Consider the following 15,382-nt stretch of genomic DNA (forward strand, 5'->3'; position numbering starts at 1 on the left):
GGGAGGGGCCGGCATGTTCTGCGCGCAATGCGGCCAGTGGCTTTCCGAAGGCGAGGCGGTCTGTTCGCGCTGCGGAGCGCCCGTGCACGGCGGCGCCGCCGGCGTGAGCGCCCCGGCCCTCCCGGAGCCCGCGACCGCGGTCCATCCTCCGTCCGTCGCCCACGCCGCGGACGCCATGATTCCCGGCGGCTTCTGGCGGCGCTTCGCGAGCGGAATCGTGGACACGCTGGTGCTGTTCTTTCCCACCGCCATCGTTCGCGTGCTCTCGGGCATGGATGCGTGGGGGAGCGGCAACCCGATGGATGCCGCCCTGCTGCGCGCCGGGGTGATCAACCTCCTGCTCTACTGGCTCTACTGCGCGGTCCTCGAGTCCTCCCGCGCCCAGGGGACGCTCGGTCAGCAGCTCCTCGGGCTGCGCGTGTGCGACGACCGGATGCGGCGCATCTCGTTCCTGCGGGCGACCGGCCGAAACTGGGCGCAATGGCTGTCGGGCATGACCTGCGGGCTGGGCTACCTGCTCAACCTGTGGACCCGCAGGCGACAGACGCTTCACGACCTGGTGGCGGGCTGCCTGGTCGTGCGCTCGCCCGAAGCCGGCGCCGCGCATCAGGGCCCGGCGTGATGTCCGGCGGAGCGGCAGGCGTCCCCGACGTCCTCGTGCGCATCGCCGGGGACCGTCGCCGCCGCGTCGCGGCGATGCACCAGGCGGTCCCGCCGCACGTCCTGCGCGCGCGATTGCCGCGGACCGAGCCCGCCGGCAGGCTCGAGCGCGCCCTGCGCCGCGGCCCGGCCGGAAACCCGCTGCGGCTGCTGTGCGAGGTCAAGCGCGCCTCGCCCTCGCGCGGGGTGCTGCGCGGGGACGTGGACCCCGTCGCGATGGCCGGGCTGTACGCCGCCGGCGGCGCTGCCGCCGTTTCGCTCGTGACCGAGCCCGACCACTTCGGCGGCGACCTCGCATGGCTGGACGCCGTGCGCCCCACCGTCGCGCTGCCGCTGCTGCTCAAGGACTTCGTCGTGGACTCCTACCAGATCCTCGACGCGGCCGCGCGCGGGGCCGATGGCGTGCTGCTTCTGGCCTCGCTGCTCTCGGAGACCGAACTGCAGCGCTACATCACCGAGGCCCGGCTGCTCGGGCTGGACGCGCTGGTCGAGGTGCACGACGAGCCCGAGCTGATCCGCAGCCTGCGCGCGGGCGCGACCCTGGTCGGCATCAACAACCGCGACCTGCGCACGTTCGAGGTGGACCTCGGGGTTTCGCTCGCGCTGCTGCCCAGGGTTCCCCCGCTCGTCACCGCCGTCGCCGAGAGCGGCCTTTCGCGGCCCGAGGATCTCGCGCGCCTGCGTGCGACGCGCTGCGACGCGGTGCTGATGGGCGAGGTGTTCATGACCAGCGCCGACCCCGCGGCGACGCTCTCGATGCTCGCGTCCGCGGCGGGGGAAGGGCGGTGAGAACCGTGGCTTCCGGCGGCCACACCATCGTCAAGGTCTGCGGCGTGACGAACGCCGAGGATGCGCGCGTCGCGCTCGCGGCCGGCGCTGACTGGCTCGGATTCGTGCTCCACGCCGACAGCCCCCGCCGCGTGGACGCCGCGCTCGCCGGCGAAATCGTCGCCGGACTCGGCGGCGCGGTCGCCGTCGCGGTGATGGCGGGGGTCGGCCCCGAACAGGCGCTCGCGCTGGCGCAGCGGGCCGGCGCGGCGCGCGTCCAGCTGCATCGCGTGGATCCGGACCGCTGGCCGGTGGATTTTCCGCTGCCGTGCGCGTTCTCGGCGCGCGTGGGCGCGGACGGCCTGCGCCGCGACCCGCTGCCCGCGGAACCGCACCTGATCCTGCTCGACACCGCGCACGCCACGCTCGCCGGCGGTACGGGCGAGTCGTTCCCGTGGACGTCGGCGCGCGAACTCGCCGCGAGCCGGCCGGTCATGCTGGCCGGCGGGCTCGCCGCGGACAACGTCGCCGCCGCGATCGCCGCGGCGCGCCCGTTCGGCGTGGACGCGGCCTCGCGGCTCGAGCGCGCCCCTGGACTCAAGGACCCTGATCGCGTCCGGCGCTTCGTCGCCGCCGTGAGGGAGTGCGATGCCGGCGCCGCCCGTTCCGCCTGACGCCCGCGGGCACTTCGGCCCCTACGGCGGGCGGTTCGTGCCGGAGACGCTCGTGCACGCGCTGGACGAGCTCGAGCGCGAGTACGAGCGCGCGCAGGCCGACGAGGGCTTCCGCCGCGAGCTGGCCGACACGCTGCGCGACTTCGCCGGCCGGCCGACGCCGCTGATCGAGGCCGTTCGCCTTTCGGAGGCGGCCGGCTGCCGCGTCTTTCTCAAGCGCGAGGACCTGCTCCACACCGGCGCGCACAAGATCAACAACACGATCGGCCAGTGCCTGCTGGCCCGCCGCATGGGCAAGCCGCGGGTCATCGCCGAGACCGGCGCCGGCCAGCACGGCGTCGCGACCGCCGCCGCGGCCGCCCGCTTCGGGCTCGCGTGCGTCGTCTACATGGGCGTCGAGGATGCCCGCCGCCAGAAGCTCAACGTCGAGCGCATGAAGCTCCTGGGCGCCGAGGTTCGCGAGGTGGACGCCGGCTCGAGGACGCTCAAGGACGCGATCAACGAGGCGCTGCGCGACTGGGTGACGCGCGTGCGCGACACGCACTACGTGCTCGGCTCGGTGCTCGGGCCGCACCCGTTCCCGCGGCTCGTGCGCGACTTCCACCGCGTGATCGGGCTCGAGGCGCGCGCGCAGTTCGCGGCGCTCGCCGGCGGTCTGCCCGACGTGCTGGTCGCCTGCGTGGGCGGGGGGAGCAACGCGATCGGGCTCTTCCACGCGTTCCTCGGCGATGCGGCCGTGCGCAAGGTCGGCGTCGAGGCCGGCGGACTGGGCCTGGCGAGCGGAAAGCACGCCGCACGCGTGCCCGAGCACACGACCGGCGTGCTGCACGGCACGCGCACGCTGATCCTGCAGGACGAGCACGGCATGGTGCGCGAGACGCACTCGGTCTCGGCCGGACTCGACTACCCGGCGCTCGGCCCCGAACACGCGTGGCTGCTCGATCAGGGGCTGGCCGAGTACTCGAGCGCGACCGACGAGGAGGCGCTCGCCGCCTTCGAAGCGCTGTGCCGGCTCGAAGGCATCCTGCCGGCGCTCGAGTCCTCGCACGCGCTCGCCTGGGTGCTGCGCGAGGGGCGCTCGCTCGGACGCGACCGCCGCGTCGTCGTCAATCTCTCCGGCCGCGGCGACAAGGACGTGGCGGAGGTGCTGCGGGTGACGGGGAAGCGTCCGGAAACCCGCTGACCTGCGCGCGACGCGGGAGGCTCGCGTGGCTCAGGCGTGCGCCGCGGCCGCGCCGTTGGCCGCGACTCGCGACCCTCCCAGCAGCCAGCGAACGACATCGGCGGCCGCGTAGCGCGTCCGGCCGGCGAGGAAATCGCCGAGATGGGCCGCGTCGTCGCCGCTCGTCAGCAGCGGTGGCTCGAGCCCTTCCTCGCGCACCTGCGCGAGGCCGATGGTGGCGAGCAGCGAGTTGCACAGGCACCGGCGCCCGTCGAGCTCGGCGGCGTCGCCTCCCTTGGCGAGGTAGTCGCGTTCCGGCTCGCTCGCGCAGCGGTAGCCGACACCGCCCTCGGGCTTTTCGTAGGCGACGCGCAGGTAGCCGAGATCGCAGATGCGCTTCCGCGGAGCGTCCGCCCCCGGCGCCTGCGGCCACGACACGACCTTGAACGGAAATCCCGTGGGCGAGGCGCGCGAGTCGGTCCGCACGCGCACCTCGCCGCGCGCGGCGCTCGCCAGCACGGAGCCGCGGATGCGTTCGTCGAGACCCGACTCCTCGCAGTAGGCGAACAGCGTCCCGACCTGCACGCCGGCCGCGCCCGCGGCGCGGGCCGCGGTCAGCGCCGCCGGGGAGCCGCCGCCGCCCGCGACCCAGAAGGGCAGGCCCAGTTCGCGGATCTTCTCCAGGTCGGCGAGGTCGCGCGGTCCGTACACCGGCTCTCCGTTCTCGTCGAAGACGCCCTTTTCGCGCGGAGGCGTGTTGTGGCCGCCCGCGGTCGGACCCTCGACGACGAACCCGTCTATGCCGGGCGTCTTGCGCGCCAGCATGATCGCGAGCGAATGGCTGCCGACGATGGGCAGGAAGCGCGGACGCGCAAGGGGCGCGGGAAGCGCCGACCAGTGGCGCGCGGGGTCGAGCCGCAGCAGCTCGACGCGCCCCGCGGACGCCTGCTCCAGGTCGAGCCGGATCTCCGCCGGGCGGTGCAGCGCCAGAGCGTCGAGCGCGGCGGGGATGTCGCGGGGAATGCCGGCGCCCATGAGCACGAAGTCAACGCCGGCGAGCAGGGCCCCGTAGAGCAGCGCCAGGTTCGGCATCTGCACCTTGGTCAGCAGGTTGATGCCGACGAGGCCGTCGTGGCCTTCCTTGGCGAGCCGGACTTCGGTGAAGGCGGCGAGCATCGCGAGCTGCTCGCGCGCCGCCGTCACGACCTGCTGGTACATGGGCAGCAGCGCGTAGGGTGCGCTGCCGCGCGCACCCTCGGGCAGGAAGAACCGCTCGAGCACCGACGCCGCGACGCCGGGAATCGGGAAGTGCGTCATCGCGCGGCGCACATGTCCGCCGGGGTCGCCGTCCTGCAGCCTCCGCACGAGCACGGTGTCGATCACGGTTCCCGACACCACGCCGATCTGCCCGAGGCTCGCGACCGCACGCGCGAGCCGCCAGTTGGACACCGCGATGCCCATTCCGCCCTGGATGATGGGGGGCAGGGGACCGCCCATGACCTGCGCGGCATGAACGCTCACGGAACTCCTTGCGGGAACGGGTTTCGCGCGCGGGCGCCGCGTGAACCACCGCGGGGCGCCGGCGCATTCGCCTCAACGTAGCATCGCTCGCGGAGGATTGCGCCTGCTTTCTGCGGGCCGGCGCCGAAAAGTCGCGAGGGAGACCGCGACGCCTCGCGCGTGAAAGTCACCGGGCGCTGTGCTATAAACCTCGCCCGCCGTGCGCCCGTAGCTCAATTGGATAGAGCGTTAGCCTCCGGAGCTAAAGGTTACAGGTTCGATTCCTGTCGGGCGCACCACCCTTCGCGCTGCACGGGCCCTGCGCATGACCTCCGACCGATTCGAGCCGCACGCCTCGCGCGCGATGGCATCGATGTTCGACGACGTCTCGGGGCGTTACGACCTGCTCAACCGGCTCATGACGCTGGGGCAGGACGGCGCCTGGCGCGAGGCGATGTGGCGCGCGGTTCCCGCGGACGCGCGTTCGGTCCTCGACCTGTGCACCGGCAGCGGCGTCTCGCTGAGCGGGCTGCGCCGGCCGGGAAGGCTGCTGCTCGGCATGGACGTCAGCGCGCGCATGCTGGAGACGGCGCGTGAGGCGCAGGGGGCCACCGGCTGGGCGCCTCGTTTCGCGTGCGCGGACGGCTTCCGGCTGCCGCTGCGCGACGGTTCGCTCGACGCCGTGACCATCGCCTTCGGCATCCGCAACCTGCGCCCGCGCGGCGCGGCGCTCGCCGAGATCGCCCGGGTGCTGCGTCCGGGCGGCGTGCTGTGCGTGCTCGAAGCGACCGCGCCGGCGGAGGGCCCCCTTCGCCCGCTGCTCGCGACCTACGTCCGCCACGGGATCCCGCTGCTCGGCCGGCTGTCGCCCGACCCGAGCGCCTATCGCTACCTGAGTCGGTCCATCTTCGAGTTCGGCAGCGGGCCCGAGTTCGAGCGCGAGCTGGCCGCGGCCGGCTTCGAGGTCCGCGCGCGGCGGGCGTTCCTGCTCGGGGCCGCGCGGCTGTGGGCTGCCCGACGGGCCGGAGAGGTTGGTCAAAATCCCACCGCGCCCCCGGAGCCCGTGCATTCCGCACGCGGTCCCTCGGGCGAAATCGCGCATGCCGGCAGGGGCCCCGACCTGGCGCTGGGCGCGCCCGAGGGCTGGCTCGCGGCCCGGGCCGTGTTCTCGGTGTCGCTCTTCGCGGCCCTTCTCTGGGCGCTCATCGTCTGGAGCAAACTCAATCACGAGTTGCCTTTGACACAGGCCCAGCGCGCGCTCGGCTGGGTGCTGATCGTGGCGGGCACGGTGATCTTCGGCCTCCGCAGCGCCTGGCTGGTGCTGCGCCTGCTGGCCGGCGCGCGGAGGCGCTGACCGAATTCGCGTCGTGGCACAGGCATTGCCACCTTTGCGTGGGATTTGCCCCACACGCCGCGGAGCCAACATGCTGGGACGCAGAAAACTCCTCGCCGCACTCATGGACCTGACCGGCCGCTCGGCCCCGCGCTCGCGGACCGAACTGATCGCGGCGCTGCTCCAGCAGGCGCTCCTGCAGACCGATGCCGACGGTGCGACGCTGCTCGTCGGGACCGGGCGTCACCTCGAGCGATTCACGCTGCGGCGGGGCGAACCGAACCCCGACGCCCCCGAAGGGGCGTGCGCCCCCACCAGCTTCGACCGCTCGTTCCTGACCGGGGGAGGGCCGCGCGTCTTCGCCGACCTTTCCGAGGCGCGCCCGCCGGCACGGGAGGCCGGCTGCCCCGGACTCGACTCGGGTCCGGCGCTGTTCGTGCCGCTGCGGCTGAGGGAACACGAGATGGGGCACGTGGCCGTCTACCGCCGCCGGCAGTCGCCGCGCTTCCAGTTCCGCGACGCGCGCGCGCTCATGCTGCTCGCCTCGTGGGCGGCCGCGCTGTTCGAGAACCTGCGCATCGGCGAGAACCTCGAGAAGATGGCGGTGACCGACGACCTCACGCAGGTCTACAACTATCGTTACCTCAAGACCGCCCTGCGCCGCGAAATCAAGCGCGCGCTGCGCTTCCGCCAGAGCCTGACGCTGCTCATGGTGGACGTGGACAACCTCAAGACCTACAACGACCGCAACGGGCACCTGCGCGGCAGCTTCCTGCTCAAGGAGATCGCGCAGCTGTTCACCCGGCAGGTGCGCTCGTGGGACCTGGTGGCCAAGTACGGCGGCGACGAGTTCACGGTGATCCTTCCGCAGACGGAACGCGTCGGCGCCGCCTCGGTCGCCGAACGGCTGCGCGCCTGCATCGCCCAGCACACCTTCCCGCTGGCGCCGACCGGCAGCATCACGGTGAGCGTGGGCATCTCCTGCTACCCGGACGACGGCGACACGGTCGCTTCGCTGATCGAGGCGGCCGATCGGGCGCTCTACACCGCGAAGCGGAACGGGCGCAACCGGGTGGAGGGCATCGAGCCGATGGCGGCCTGAGCCGCCGTGCGTTGACCCCTTCGCGGCGCGCGGGTTAGTTTCGCGCGTTCGCACTTGGGATCCCGGATGTTCGCGCGGAAATGGAATGGGAGGAAGCGGTGTCGGATCGGATCGGAATCGCGGTCGTGGGAACGGGGGACTGGGGCGCGAACCTGGTCCGTAACTTCTCGAATCTGCCCGGCGCGCGGCTGGTCGCGGTCTGCGACGCCGACGCGAAGCGACTCGAGAAGACGGCCGCGCAGTACGCGGGCACGAAGGCGTATTCCGACGTCGCGCAGGTCGCCGCCGACCCCGACATCCAGGGCGTGGTCGTCGCGGCGTCGGCGGTGAGCCACTATCCGCTCGCCAAGTCGCTGCTCGAGGCGGGCAAGGACGTTTACGTCGAGAAGCCGCTGACGCTCGAGGTCGCGCACGCCGAGGAGCTCTGCCGGCTGGCGAAGCAGAAGGGCCGCGTCCTGATGGTCGGGCACCTGCTCCTGTACCACCCGGGCGTCCAGTACCTGAAGAAGATGGTGCAGGACGGATCGATCGGCGACCTGCTCTACATCTACTGTCAGCGCGTCAACCTCGGCAAGGTCCGCAGGGACGAGAACGCGCTGTGGAGCTTCGCGCCGCACGACCTGTCGGTCGTGCTCCACCTGCTCGAAGCCGAACCGCTGGACGTGGTCGCCCGCGGCTCCGACTTCCTGCAGTCCGGCGTCGAGGACGTCGTGTTCGTGGACATGAAGTTCCCCGGCGGCAAGCTGGCGCACGTGCACGTTTCGTGGCTCGATCCCCACAAGCTGCGCAAGTTCACCGTCGTGGGCTCGCAGAAGATGGTCGTGTTCGACGACATGGAGGCCAGCGAGAAGATCCGGATCTACGACAAGGGCGTGGACCGCGCCGGACAGATCGTGTCGTACGGCGACGCGCTCACGGTGCGCAGCGGCGACATCCTGATCCCGAAGATCTCGCTGCAGGAGCCGCTGCGGCTCGAGTGTCTGCACTTCGTCGAGTGCGTCCGCGATCGCAAGACCCCGCTCACGGACGGGCTCGGCGGGCTGCGGGTCGTCAAGGTCCTGGACGCGGCCCAGAAGTCGCTCAGGTCCGGCGGCGCTCCGGTGGCGATCCAGCCGCTGCCCCAGGAGGTCGCGTGACCAGCGTCGTCCATCCGACCGCGCGCATCGGCGAGGGCACGACGCTCGGCGAGTTCTGCGTCATCGGGGCGAACGTCGTGCTCGGGGCCGGCTGCCGGCTGGGCCATCACGTCGTGATCCACGAGGACACGGTGGTGGGGAGCACCGTCCGCATCGACGACCACGCCTCCCTGGGCAAGCGCCCCATGAAGGCCGCGAACTCCGCGACCACGAAGGAGCAGGAGCTGCCGCCGCTCACGGTCGGTGAGCTGAGCATCGTCGGCACGGGCGTCGTGCTCTATCGCGGCGCCGCCGTGGACGCCAAGGTCCTGATGGCCGACCTCGCGACCATCCGCGAGAACGTCACCATCGGGCGCGGCACGATCGTCGGGCGCGGCGTCACGGTCGAGAATTTCTGCACCGTCGGCCGCTACTGCAAGCTCGAGAGCGAGTGCTACATCACCGCCTACTCGACGCTCGAGGACCGCGTCTTCATCGCCCCCGGCGTCGTCACCTCGAACGACAACTTCGTAGGTCGCACGCAGGAGCGCTTCAAGCACTTCAAGGGCGTCACGGTCCGCAAGGGCGGCCGCGTCGGCGCCGGCAGCGTGACGCTGCCGGGCGTGACCATCGGCGAGGACGCCCTCGTCGCCGCCGGCTCGACGGTCACGAAGGACGTCGAGGCGCGCATGATCGTGATGGGCAAGCCGGCGCGTCCGCTGCGGCCGGTGCCCGTCGAACAGTTGCTCGAGAACCAGGGATGGGCGGACGCGTAGCCGCGGCCGCCCGGAATCGACCGAGGGAGAGCCCCATGCCGACCAACACCATCGCGAAGGTGCCGCTGCTCGACCTGCGCGCGCAGTACGACACGATCCGTCCCGAGGTCGACGCCGCCGTCCGGGGCGTCCTGGAGAGCTGCCATTTCATCGGCGGGCCCGAGATCGCGGGGCTCGAGCAGGAGGTCGCACGCTATTCGCAGACCTCGCACGCGGTAGCCTGCGCGTCGGGCACGGACGCGATCCTGCTCGGGCTGTGGGCCCTGGACATCGGTCCCGGGGACGAGGTGATCTGCCCGACCTACACGTTCTTCGCCACGGCCGGCACGGTGGCCAACAACGGCGCCACCCCGGTGTTCGTGGACGTGGACCCGAAGACCTACAACCTCGATCTGCACCTGCTCGAGAAGGCAATCACCCCGCGCACCAAGGCGGTCGTGGCGGTCTCGCTGTTCGGCCAGTGCGCGGACATCCCGGCGCTCAAGGCGATCTGCGACAAGCACCAGCTCTACCTGATCGAGGACGCGGCGCAGTCCATCGGCTCGGAGTGGGAGGGCCGCCGCTCGGGTTCGATGAGCGACTTCGGCACGTTCTCGTTCTTCCCCTCGAAGAACCTCGGCGGCGCCGGTGACGGCGGGATGATCGTCACCCAGAGCGCCGAGCTGGCGGACAAGGTCCGGCTGCTGTGCAACCACGGCGCGAGGCCGAAGTACTACCACTCGGTCGTCGGGACCAACTCGCGGCTGGACGCCCTGCAGGCGGCCATCCTGCGCGTGAAGCTGCGGCACCTCGACCGCTGGAGCGAGGGCCGGGCGAAGAACGCCGCGCTCTACAACCGCCTGTTCGAGGGCTCGAAGGTCGGCACGCCCCACCACGACCCGCGCACGCGCCACATCTACAACCAGTACGTGATCCGCGTGGCCCGCCGCGACGAGCTCAAGAAGCATCTGGCCGAGCGGAACATCGGCTGCGAGGTCTACTACCCGGTGCCGCTGCACCTGCAGAAGTGCTTCGCCCACCTCGGGGGCAAGCCGGGCGACCTGCCCGTCTCCGAGGCGGCGGCGAACGAGACGCTGGCCCTGCCCATCTATCCCGAGCTGACGGAGGACATGATTCGCCACGTCGCGCAGTCCGTGCGCGAGTTCGTGGAAGGCTGAAACCAGCGGGCGCGATCGCGCCCGCAGGACGTGGATCACCGAAGCGCGCCGCCCACCCGCCCTCACGGCGGCGCGCTTCCGACGGTTCGACGAACCCCGCCGAGCAACCCCTGGCCCGGCGGTGACGCGGGTCCATGACCGAAGCGAACAGCGAAGCGCTGCGCACCCTGTTGCGCAGGGTGGACGAAGTCCGGGGGCTTTCCGATCGCGCCGCGACCACGGCGACGGCGGGGCTCGACGACTCCGACACGCTCGTGCGCACGCTCTCGGAGCTGGTCGAAGAGCTCGAGCGCAGCCATCGGCGCCTGATCGAGACGAACGTCCAGCTCGTCTCCCTGCGCGAGGTGGCCGGCAGCCTGAGCCGCACCGTGGACACTGGCGAGACCACCCGCACGGTCGCGCGCTACCTGCAGCACGCCTTCGGCTTCGAGCAGGTGGGCCTGCTGCTCGTGGATCGCGAGCGCGGGCGGCTCACGGGCGCGTGGACCGGCGCCTCCGGCCCCGGCGAGACGCTGGAATGCCCGCTCATCGGCGAGCGCGGCGCCCTCGCGCGCACCGTGTGGCGAAACCGCGCGCTGCTCCACCAGGACGGCCGCCGGCATCCGCCCGTCTTCCTCGCCGAAGGTCACCCGCTTTACGAACGTTTCCAGCAGATCGGCTCGCTGGCGAGCGTGCCGCTGCAGCGCAGCCCCTCGGGGGGCGCGGCCGGTGCGTGCGAGGGCTGCCTGCTCGGAGATGCCCGCCTGCTCGTGCCGCCTCCGGGACCGGCCGCGGACGGGTGGCCCGGCGAGACCGAGGCCGCTCAGAAGCGCTGCCTCGCCTGCGGCGGCTTCGCCTCCCTCGGCGTGATCGCCGCCGCCCGCTCGGCCGGCGCGCCGCCGCTGACCGCCGGCGACGTCACGCTGCTCGAATCCATCGCGCTGTCGGTGGCGCCGATGGTCGAAAACGCCCGGCTCCTGCAGGATCTGCGACGGAGCGAGCGATTCCAGCAGGACGTGCTCGACGGCATCGTCAGCTCGCTCGTGGCCGTGAACCTCGACGGCGAGGTCCTGAGCCTCAACCGCGCGGCCGAGGATCTCCTGGGCTGGCCCGAGGCCGAGGCGCTCACGCGGCCGGCCGCCGAGGTGCTGGGCGAGGACGTGGACCTGCTGGTGCGCGACACGCTCGATCAGGGCCGTGACGCCCAGCGGCAGGAAGCCATGGTGCGTGCACGCGACGGATCGGCCGTGCCGGTCCAGCTCACGACCTCGCGGCTGCGTGACGATTCCGACGTCGTCTACGGGGCGATCGCCACCTTCCTCGATCTGACGCCGATCAAGCGCGCCGAGGAGAACGCCCGGCGCCTCGACCGCCTGGCCGCGCTCGGGCGGTTCACTTCCAGCGTCGCGCACGAGATCCGCAATCCACTCACCGGAATCGGCATGGGCGTCCAACACCTGTCGCGGGCGCTGGGGGAGGATCCGGCGCAGCGGCGCAGCGTCGACTTCATCCTCGGCGAGATCAAGCGCCTCGACCGCATCGTGCAGGACCTGTTCGACGTCACGCACCCGCGCCGCCTGGAACTGCGGCCGCGCCCGCTGCTCGAGACGGCGCGGCGCGCGCACCAGTCGCTCGAGCCGGTGCTTCGCGAGCGGCGCGTGGAGGTCTTCTTCGACTCCCCCCACGGCCTGCCGGACGCGCCGCACGACGCCGACCAGCTCCAGCAGGTGTTCATCAACCTCATCAAGAACGCGGCCGAGGCGTCGCCCGCCGGCAGCCGCATCGCCGTGCGCTTCGCCAGCGAGCGGCCGGCCGGCGGGCGCGGCGCGCCCGTCAGCCTCGTGGCGACGGTCACCGACCAGGGCCACGGAATCGACGAAGCGACCTGCCGCACGTTGTTCGAGCCGTTCTTCACGACCAAGCCCGGAGGCACCGGCCTCGGGTTGTACATCTCACACGACATCGTCAAGCGACACGGCGGAAACCTGTCCGTCCACAGCGAACCGGGCCACGGCGCCACGTTCCGCGTGGAGTTGCCGTTGGATGCCCAGGGAGGACGATCATGAGCAAGGCGAACGTACTGGTCGTGGACGACCAGGATTCGATCCGACACTTCGTCAGCCAGGCGCTCGAGGAGGACGGCTACACGGTCCTCGCGGCGGCCTCCGTGCGCGAGGCCCGCGAGGCCATCGAGCGGGACATGCCCGACCTGGCGTTTCTCGACCTCAAACTTCCCGACGGCACCGGGATCGAGCTGCTGCGCGAGATCAAGCGCGTCCAGCCCGAGGTTCCGGTCGTGCTCATGACCGCCTTCGGCGAGCTGGAAACGGCCGTCGAGGCCATGAGCGCCGGCGCCTTCTGGTTCGTGAAGAAGCCGTTCCAGAACGAGGAGCTGCTGGCGCTGGCCCAGCGGGCGATGGAGTCGCAGAAGCTGTGGCTCGAGCTGCGCCGCCTGCGCAACCAGGCGTTCGCGGACGAGGACTACCTGCACTCGTCCAGCCCGGCGATGCAGGAGGCCTACGCGATCGCCGAGCAGGTGGCGCGCGGCGACACGACCAGCGTCCTGATCGAGGGCGAGAGCGGCACCGGCAAGGAATACTTCGCGAACCTCATCCACCGCATGAGCGCCCGGCACTCCCAGCCGTTCGTCGAAATCAACTGCGCGGCCATCCCGAGCGAATTGCTCGAATCCGAGCTGTTCGGCCACGAGAAGGGCGCGTTCACCGATGCGCGTGCCCAGAAACTCGGGCTCATGGAGCTGGCGAACGGCGGCACCCTGTTCCTCGACGAAATCGGCGAGATGTCGCCGATGCTGCAGGTCAAGCTGCTGCGTGTCCTCGAGCGCCGCACCTTCAAGCGTGTCGGCGGCACCAAGGACATCGCCGTCAATCTGCGCATCATCTCGGCGACCAACCAGGACCTGGAGAAGATGGTGAAGGAAGGTTCGTTCCGCGAGGACCTCTACTATCGTCTCAAGGTCGTGCCGCTCTACGTGCCGCCGCTTCGCGAACGACGGGAGGACATCGTCCCGCTGGCCCGGCTGTTCATGGAACGCTTCGCGAAGCAGTTCAAGAAGCCGTTCCGCGACCTGTCCACGGCGGGCCAGCGCCTGCTGCTCGACTACCCGTGGCCCGGAAACATCCGCGAGTTGCGGAACCTGTTCGAGCGCACCGTGCTTCTGGAGTCGGGGGAGGTGCTCGACGCTCCGCACTTCAAGCTCGCGGGCAGGGTCCGCGCCTCCGGCGACGCCTCGATCGGCCAGCGCGTGGACGAGGTCGTGACCGGGCCGATTCCGTCCACCGGCATTCCGTTCGAATCGCTCGTCGAGGAACTGGAGCGGGCCTTGATCCTGCGAGCTTCGTATGCTACGAAGTGGAACCAGAGCCGCACGGCGGAACTCCTCAACCTGAAGCGCGACAAGCTCCGCTACCGCATGAAGCTCTTCGGCATCCAGTCGAAGGGCGACGACGAGGCCCAGGACCATTCTTCGGCTGCCTGACACCGAGCCCCGCGCCCCGCGCGCGGCCCTCGCGGCCGCGCTGACGGCCGCGGGGCTCGTGCTTTGTTCCTGCGCCTACACGAGCAGTCCCGCGCTGCTGCCGTCGCACCTCAAGTCGGTGGCGATCCCGACGTTCGAGAACGCGACCACCGAGTACACGCTCGACCAGGAGATCTCGCAGGCCGTGGTCCAGCGTTTCGTGCGCGACAACCATCTCAAGGTCGTGGACGAGAAGTCGGCGAACTGCGTCGTGCGGGGAAGGATCACGCAGTACAAGAACGCGGTCTTCGGCTTCACCGACGCCTCGACCGCGCAGGAGTACCGCGTCACGATCGCCGTGCAGGTGACGTTCAAGGACCTGGTCAAGAATCGCGAGCTGTGGAGCGACGAGATCGTCCGCACCGCGAACTACTACGTGCAGGACGTGCCGGGGCAGACGGCGAAGACGGAGAGCGATGGACGCAAGGAAGCCATCGACAAGATCGCGGACGAAATCCTCACCCGCTCGGTCGAAGGCTGGTGACGACGCGGGCGCGCGCGCGCCCGCCCGCCGCGGCGCCGCGACGAAGGCCCGCGCGGCGGTGCCGGCCGACGGCCCGGCGCTGCTCGAACGCGCCTTCGCCGGCGATTTCCCGCCGTCGCTGTACGTCCACGGTCCCGACGAAGCGCTGAAGGCGGCGTTCCTCGGCGAGTACCGCCGCGCCTGGGCGCTGGCGGTGCCCGAGTCGGCCGCGGCCCGCGTGCTGTGGCCGGGCGAGGACGACGTGGACGTGGTGCTCAACGCCTGGCAGAGCGTCTCGCTGTTCGCGCCGCGCGAGCTGACGCTGGTGATGGGGGTCGAGGGGCTGGCGCGCAGCGAGAAGCGCGCGAACGAGCTGGCAGCGGGGCTCGGCCGGCCCGGGGGGGAGTCGCGCATCGTGTTGATCGAGGCGGCGGCCGACAAGCCCCGCAAGACCCTCGCGCCCCTGCAGTCGGCCTGCGCGAACACCTGGGAGGCCGCGGGCGCGGACACGCGCACCCTCGCGCAATGGGGCAGACGCCGGCTGGCGTCGGAGTCCATCGCCGTCGAGGCCGAAGCGCTCGAGACGCTGGTCAGCGTGTGCGAAGCCGAGTCGGTTTCCTTCTTCAGCGAGCTCTCCAAGCTCGCGGGCTGGGCGGGACCCGGCGGGAGGGTGACCCGGGCCGACGTGCTGGCCCTCGCCCGTCCGGTGCTCGGATCGGAGCTGCCGCAGTACCTGCTGGCCGTCGCGATGGGCGACGCGGCCCTCGCCGGCAAGCGGCTCGGCCGGCTGCTCGCCGCCCGCGAGAGCGAGGGCGAACTGATGTTCGCGCTCGCGAACCTGGTCGGCGGCGCGCTCGGCGGCTGGGCGCGCTGGAAGCCGGCTTCGGCCGAGCTCATGCGCCGTCGCTCGCCGCGCGAGCTGGCGCACGCTCTCGACGAGATCTATCGCGCCGAAGCGGCGTGGAAGGGCGGTCGCGCCGACCCGATCGCGGCGCTCGAGCAGGCGACGCGGGCGGTCGCGGGAGGGTAGCCGCCGCACGATCGCGCGCCGCCCCCGCGCTCGCGGGAGCAGGCTCGCCCGCCTCGGCCCGCCGGCCGGCCGGCCGCCGCGTGACGCTCGCCGGGCAGGTCCGTTATCCTGCGGCCCCGCTTTCC

14 protein-coding genes and 1 tRNA gene are annotated in these 15,382 nt (G+C 71.6%); 14 read left to right on the forward strand and 1 reads right to left on the reverse strand.

Annotated elements, in window-relative coordinates:
- Positions 1 to 13 precede the first annotated feature (13 nt).
- Genes IT347_05355 through trpB form a run of 4 tightly spaced genes read left to right on the forward strand, consistent with a single transcriptional unit; the run spans position 14 to position 3,285 of the window.
- Positions 14 to 622: an RDD family protein gene (locus IT347_05355; protein ID MCC6349002.1), complete on the forward strand. Its 609-nt coding sequence runs from the start codon at positions 14 to 16 to the stop codon at positions 620 to 622.
- Complete coding sequence (locus tag IT347_05360; protein ID MCC6349003.1) at positions 619 to 1,449, forward strand: indole-3-glycerol-phosphate synthase; 831 nt, start codon at positions 619 to 621, stop codon at positions 1,447 to 1,449. Before IT347_05355 ends, IT347_05360 begins: the two co-directional genes overlap by 4 nt.
- Positions 1,446 to 2,102: a phosphoribosylanthranilate isomerase gene (locus tag IT347_05365; protein MCC6349004.1), complete on the forward strand. Its 657-nt coding sequence runs from the start codon at positions 1,446 to 1,448 to the stop codon at positions 2,100 to 2,102. The genes IT347_05360 and IT347_05365 overlap by 4 nt, the downstream gene beginning before the upstream one ends.
- Entirely contained in the window at positions 2,077 to 3,285 is a 1,209-nt protein-coding gene (gene trpB, locus IT347_05370; protein ID MCC6349005.1) for a tryptophan synthase subunit beta, read from the forward strand. The genes IT347_05365 and trpB overlap by 26 nt, the downstream gene beginning before the upstream one ends.
- Positions 3,286 to 3,315: 30 nt before the next feature.
- Here the strand turns inward: trpB and IT347_05375 are convergent, their stop codons facing one another.
- Complete coding sequence (locus IT347_05375) at positions 3,316 to 4,725, reverse strand: nitronate monooxygenase (protein MCC6349006.1); 1,410 nt, start codon at positions 4,723 to 4,725, stop codon at positions 3,316 to 3,318.
- Between the two features lie 261 nt (positions 4,726 to 4,986).
- On the opposite strand from IT347_05375, the gene IT347_05380 reads away from it, so the two are divergent.
- From IT347_05380 to IT347_05425, 10 genes are all read left to right on the forward strand, one after another.
- A tRNA-Arg gene (locus tag IT347_05380) sits at positions 4,987 to 5,063 on the forward strand.
- 26 nt (positions 5,064 to 5,089) lie between these two features.
- On the forward strand, positions 5,090 to 6,118 hold the full coding sequence (locus IT347_05385) for a ubiquinone/menaquinone biosynthesis methyltransferase (GenBank protein MCC6349007.1): 1,029 nt from the start codon (positions 5,090 to 5,092) through the stop codon (positions 6,116 to 6,118).
- Between the two features lie 70 nt (positions 6,119 to 6,188).
- Positions 6,189 to 7,199, forward strand: a complete 1,011-nt coding sequence (locus tag IT347_05390; protein MCC6349008.1) for a sensor domain-containing diguanylate cyclase — start codon at positions 6,189 to 6,191, stop codon at positions 7,197 to 7,199.
- A gap of 80 nt (positions 7,200 to 7,279) precedes the next feature.
- A complete protein-coding gene (locus tag IT347_05395; GenBank protein ID MCC6349009.1) occupies positions 7,280 to 8,335 on the forward strand; it encodes a Gfo/Idh/MocA family oxidoreductase in 1,056 nt (351 codons plus the stop codon).
- Positions 8,332 to 9,090 carry an N-acetyltransferase gene (locus IT347_05400; GenBank protein ID MCC6349010.1) on the forward strand — a complete coding sequence of 253 codons (759 nt, stop codon included), beginning with the start codon at positions 8,332 to 8,334 and terminating at the stop codon, positions 9,088 to 9,090. Before IT347_05395 ends, IT347_05400 begins: the two co-directional genes overlap by 4 nt.
- 35 nt (positions 9,091 to 9,125) lie before the next feature.
- Positions 9,126 to 10,247 (forward strand): DegT/DnrJ/EryC1/StrS family aminotransferase, encoded by a 1,122-nt coding sequence (locus tag IT347_05405; protein MCC6349011.1) that lies wholly within the window; start codon positions 9,126 to 9,128, stop codon positions 10,245 to 10,247.
- Positions 10,248 to 10,381: 134 nt separating this feature from the next.
- Complete coding sequence (locus IT347_05410) at positions 10,382 to 12,292, forward strand: PAS domain S-box protein (GenBank protein ID MCC6349012.1); 1,911 nt, start codon at positions 10,382 to 10,384, stop codon at positions 12,290 to 12,292.
- Positions 12,289 to 13,725, forward strand: a complete 1,437-nt coding sequence (locus IT347_05415; GenBank protein ID MCC6349013.1) for a sigma-54-dependent Fis family transcriptional regulator — start codon at positions 12,289 to 12,291, stop codon at positions 13,723 to 13,725. Before IT347_05410 ends, IT347_05415 begins: the two co-directional genes overlap by 4 nt.
- 58 nt (positions 13,726 to 13,783) lie before the next feature.
- Entirely contained in the window at positions 13,784 to 14,248 is a 465-nt protein-coding gene (locus tag IT347_05420; protein ID MCC6349014.1) for an LptE family protein, read from the forward strand.
- 58 nt (positions 14,249 to 14,306) lie between these two features.
- The gene (locus IT347_05425) at positions 14,307 to 15,257 is read left to right on the forward strand and encodes a hypothetical protein (GenBank protein ID MCC6349015.1); all 951 of its coding nucleotides are present in this window, start codon (positions 14,307 to 14,309) and stop codon (positions 15,255 to 15,257) included.
- Positions 15,258 to 15,382 lie beyond the last annotated feature (125 nt).

The organism is Candidatus Eisenbacteria bacterium (assembly GCA_020847735.1).
Classification (GTDB): domain Bacteria; phylum Eisenbacteria; class RBG-16-71-46; order RBG-16-71-46; family RBG-16-71-46; genus CAIXRL01.

Excerpts from the sequence above, each read along its gene's own strand:
- IT347_05355 (MCC6349002.1), top strand. The coding sequence starts at position 14 with ATGTTCTGCGCGCAATGCGGCCAGTGGCTTTCCGAAGGCGAGGCGGTC.
- trpB (MCC6349005.1), top strand. The coding sequence starts at position 2,077 with ATGCCGGCGCCGCCCGTTCCGCCTGACGCCCGCGGGCACTTCGGCCCC.
- IT347_05375 (MCC6349006.1), bottom strand. The coding sequence starts at position 4,725 with ATGGGCATCGCGGTGTCCAACTGGCGGCTCGCGCGTGCGGTCGCGAGC.
- IT347_05385 (MCC6349007.1), top strand. The coding sequence starts at position 5,090 with ATGACCTCCGACCGATTCGAGCCGCACGCCTCGCGCGCGATGGCATCG.
- IT347_05390 (MCC6349008.1), top strand. The coding sequence starts at position 6,189 with ATGCTGGGACGCAGAAAACTCCTCGCCGCACTCATGGACCTGACCGGC.
- IT347_05395 (MCC6349009.1), top strand. The coding sequence starts at position 7,280 with ATGGAATGGGAGGAAGCGGTGTCGGATCGGATCGGAATCGCGGTCGTG.
- IT347_05405 (MCC6349011.1), top strand. The coding sequence starts at position 9,126 with ATGCCGACCAACACCATCGCGAAGGTGCCGCTGCTCGACCTGCGCGCG.
- IT347_05410 (MCC6349012.1), top strand. The coding sequence starts at position 10,382 with ATGACCGAAGCGAACAGCGAAGCGCTGCGCACCCTGTTGCGCAGGGTG.
- IT347_05415 (MCC6349013.1), top strand. The coding sequence starts at position 12,289 with ATGAGCAAGGCGAACGTACTGGTCGTGGACGACCAGGATTCGATCCGA.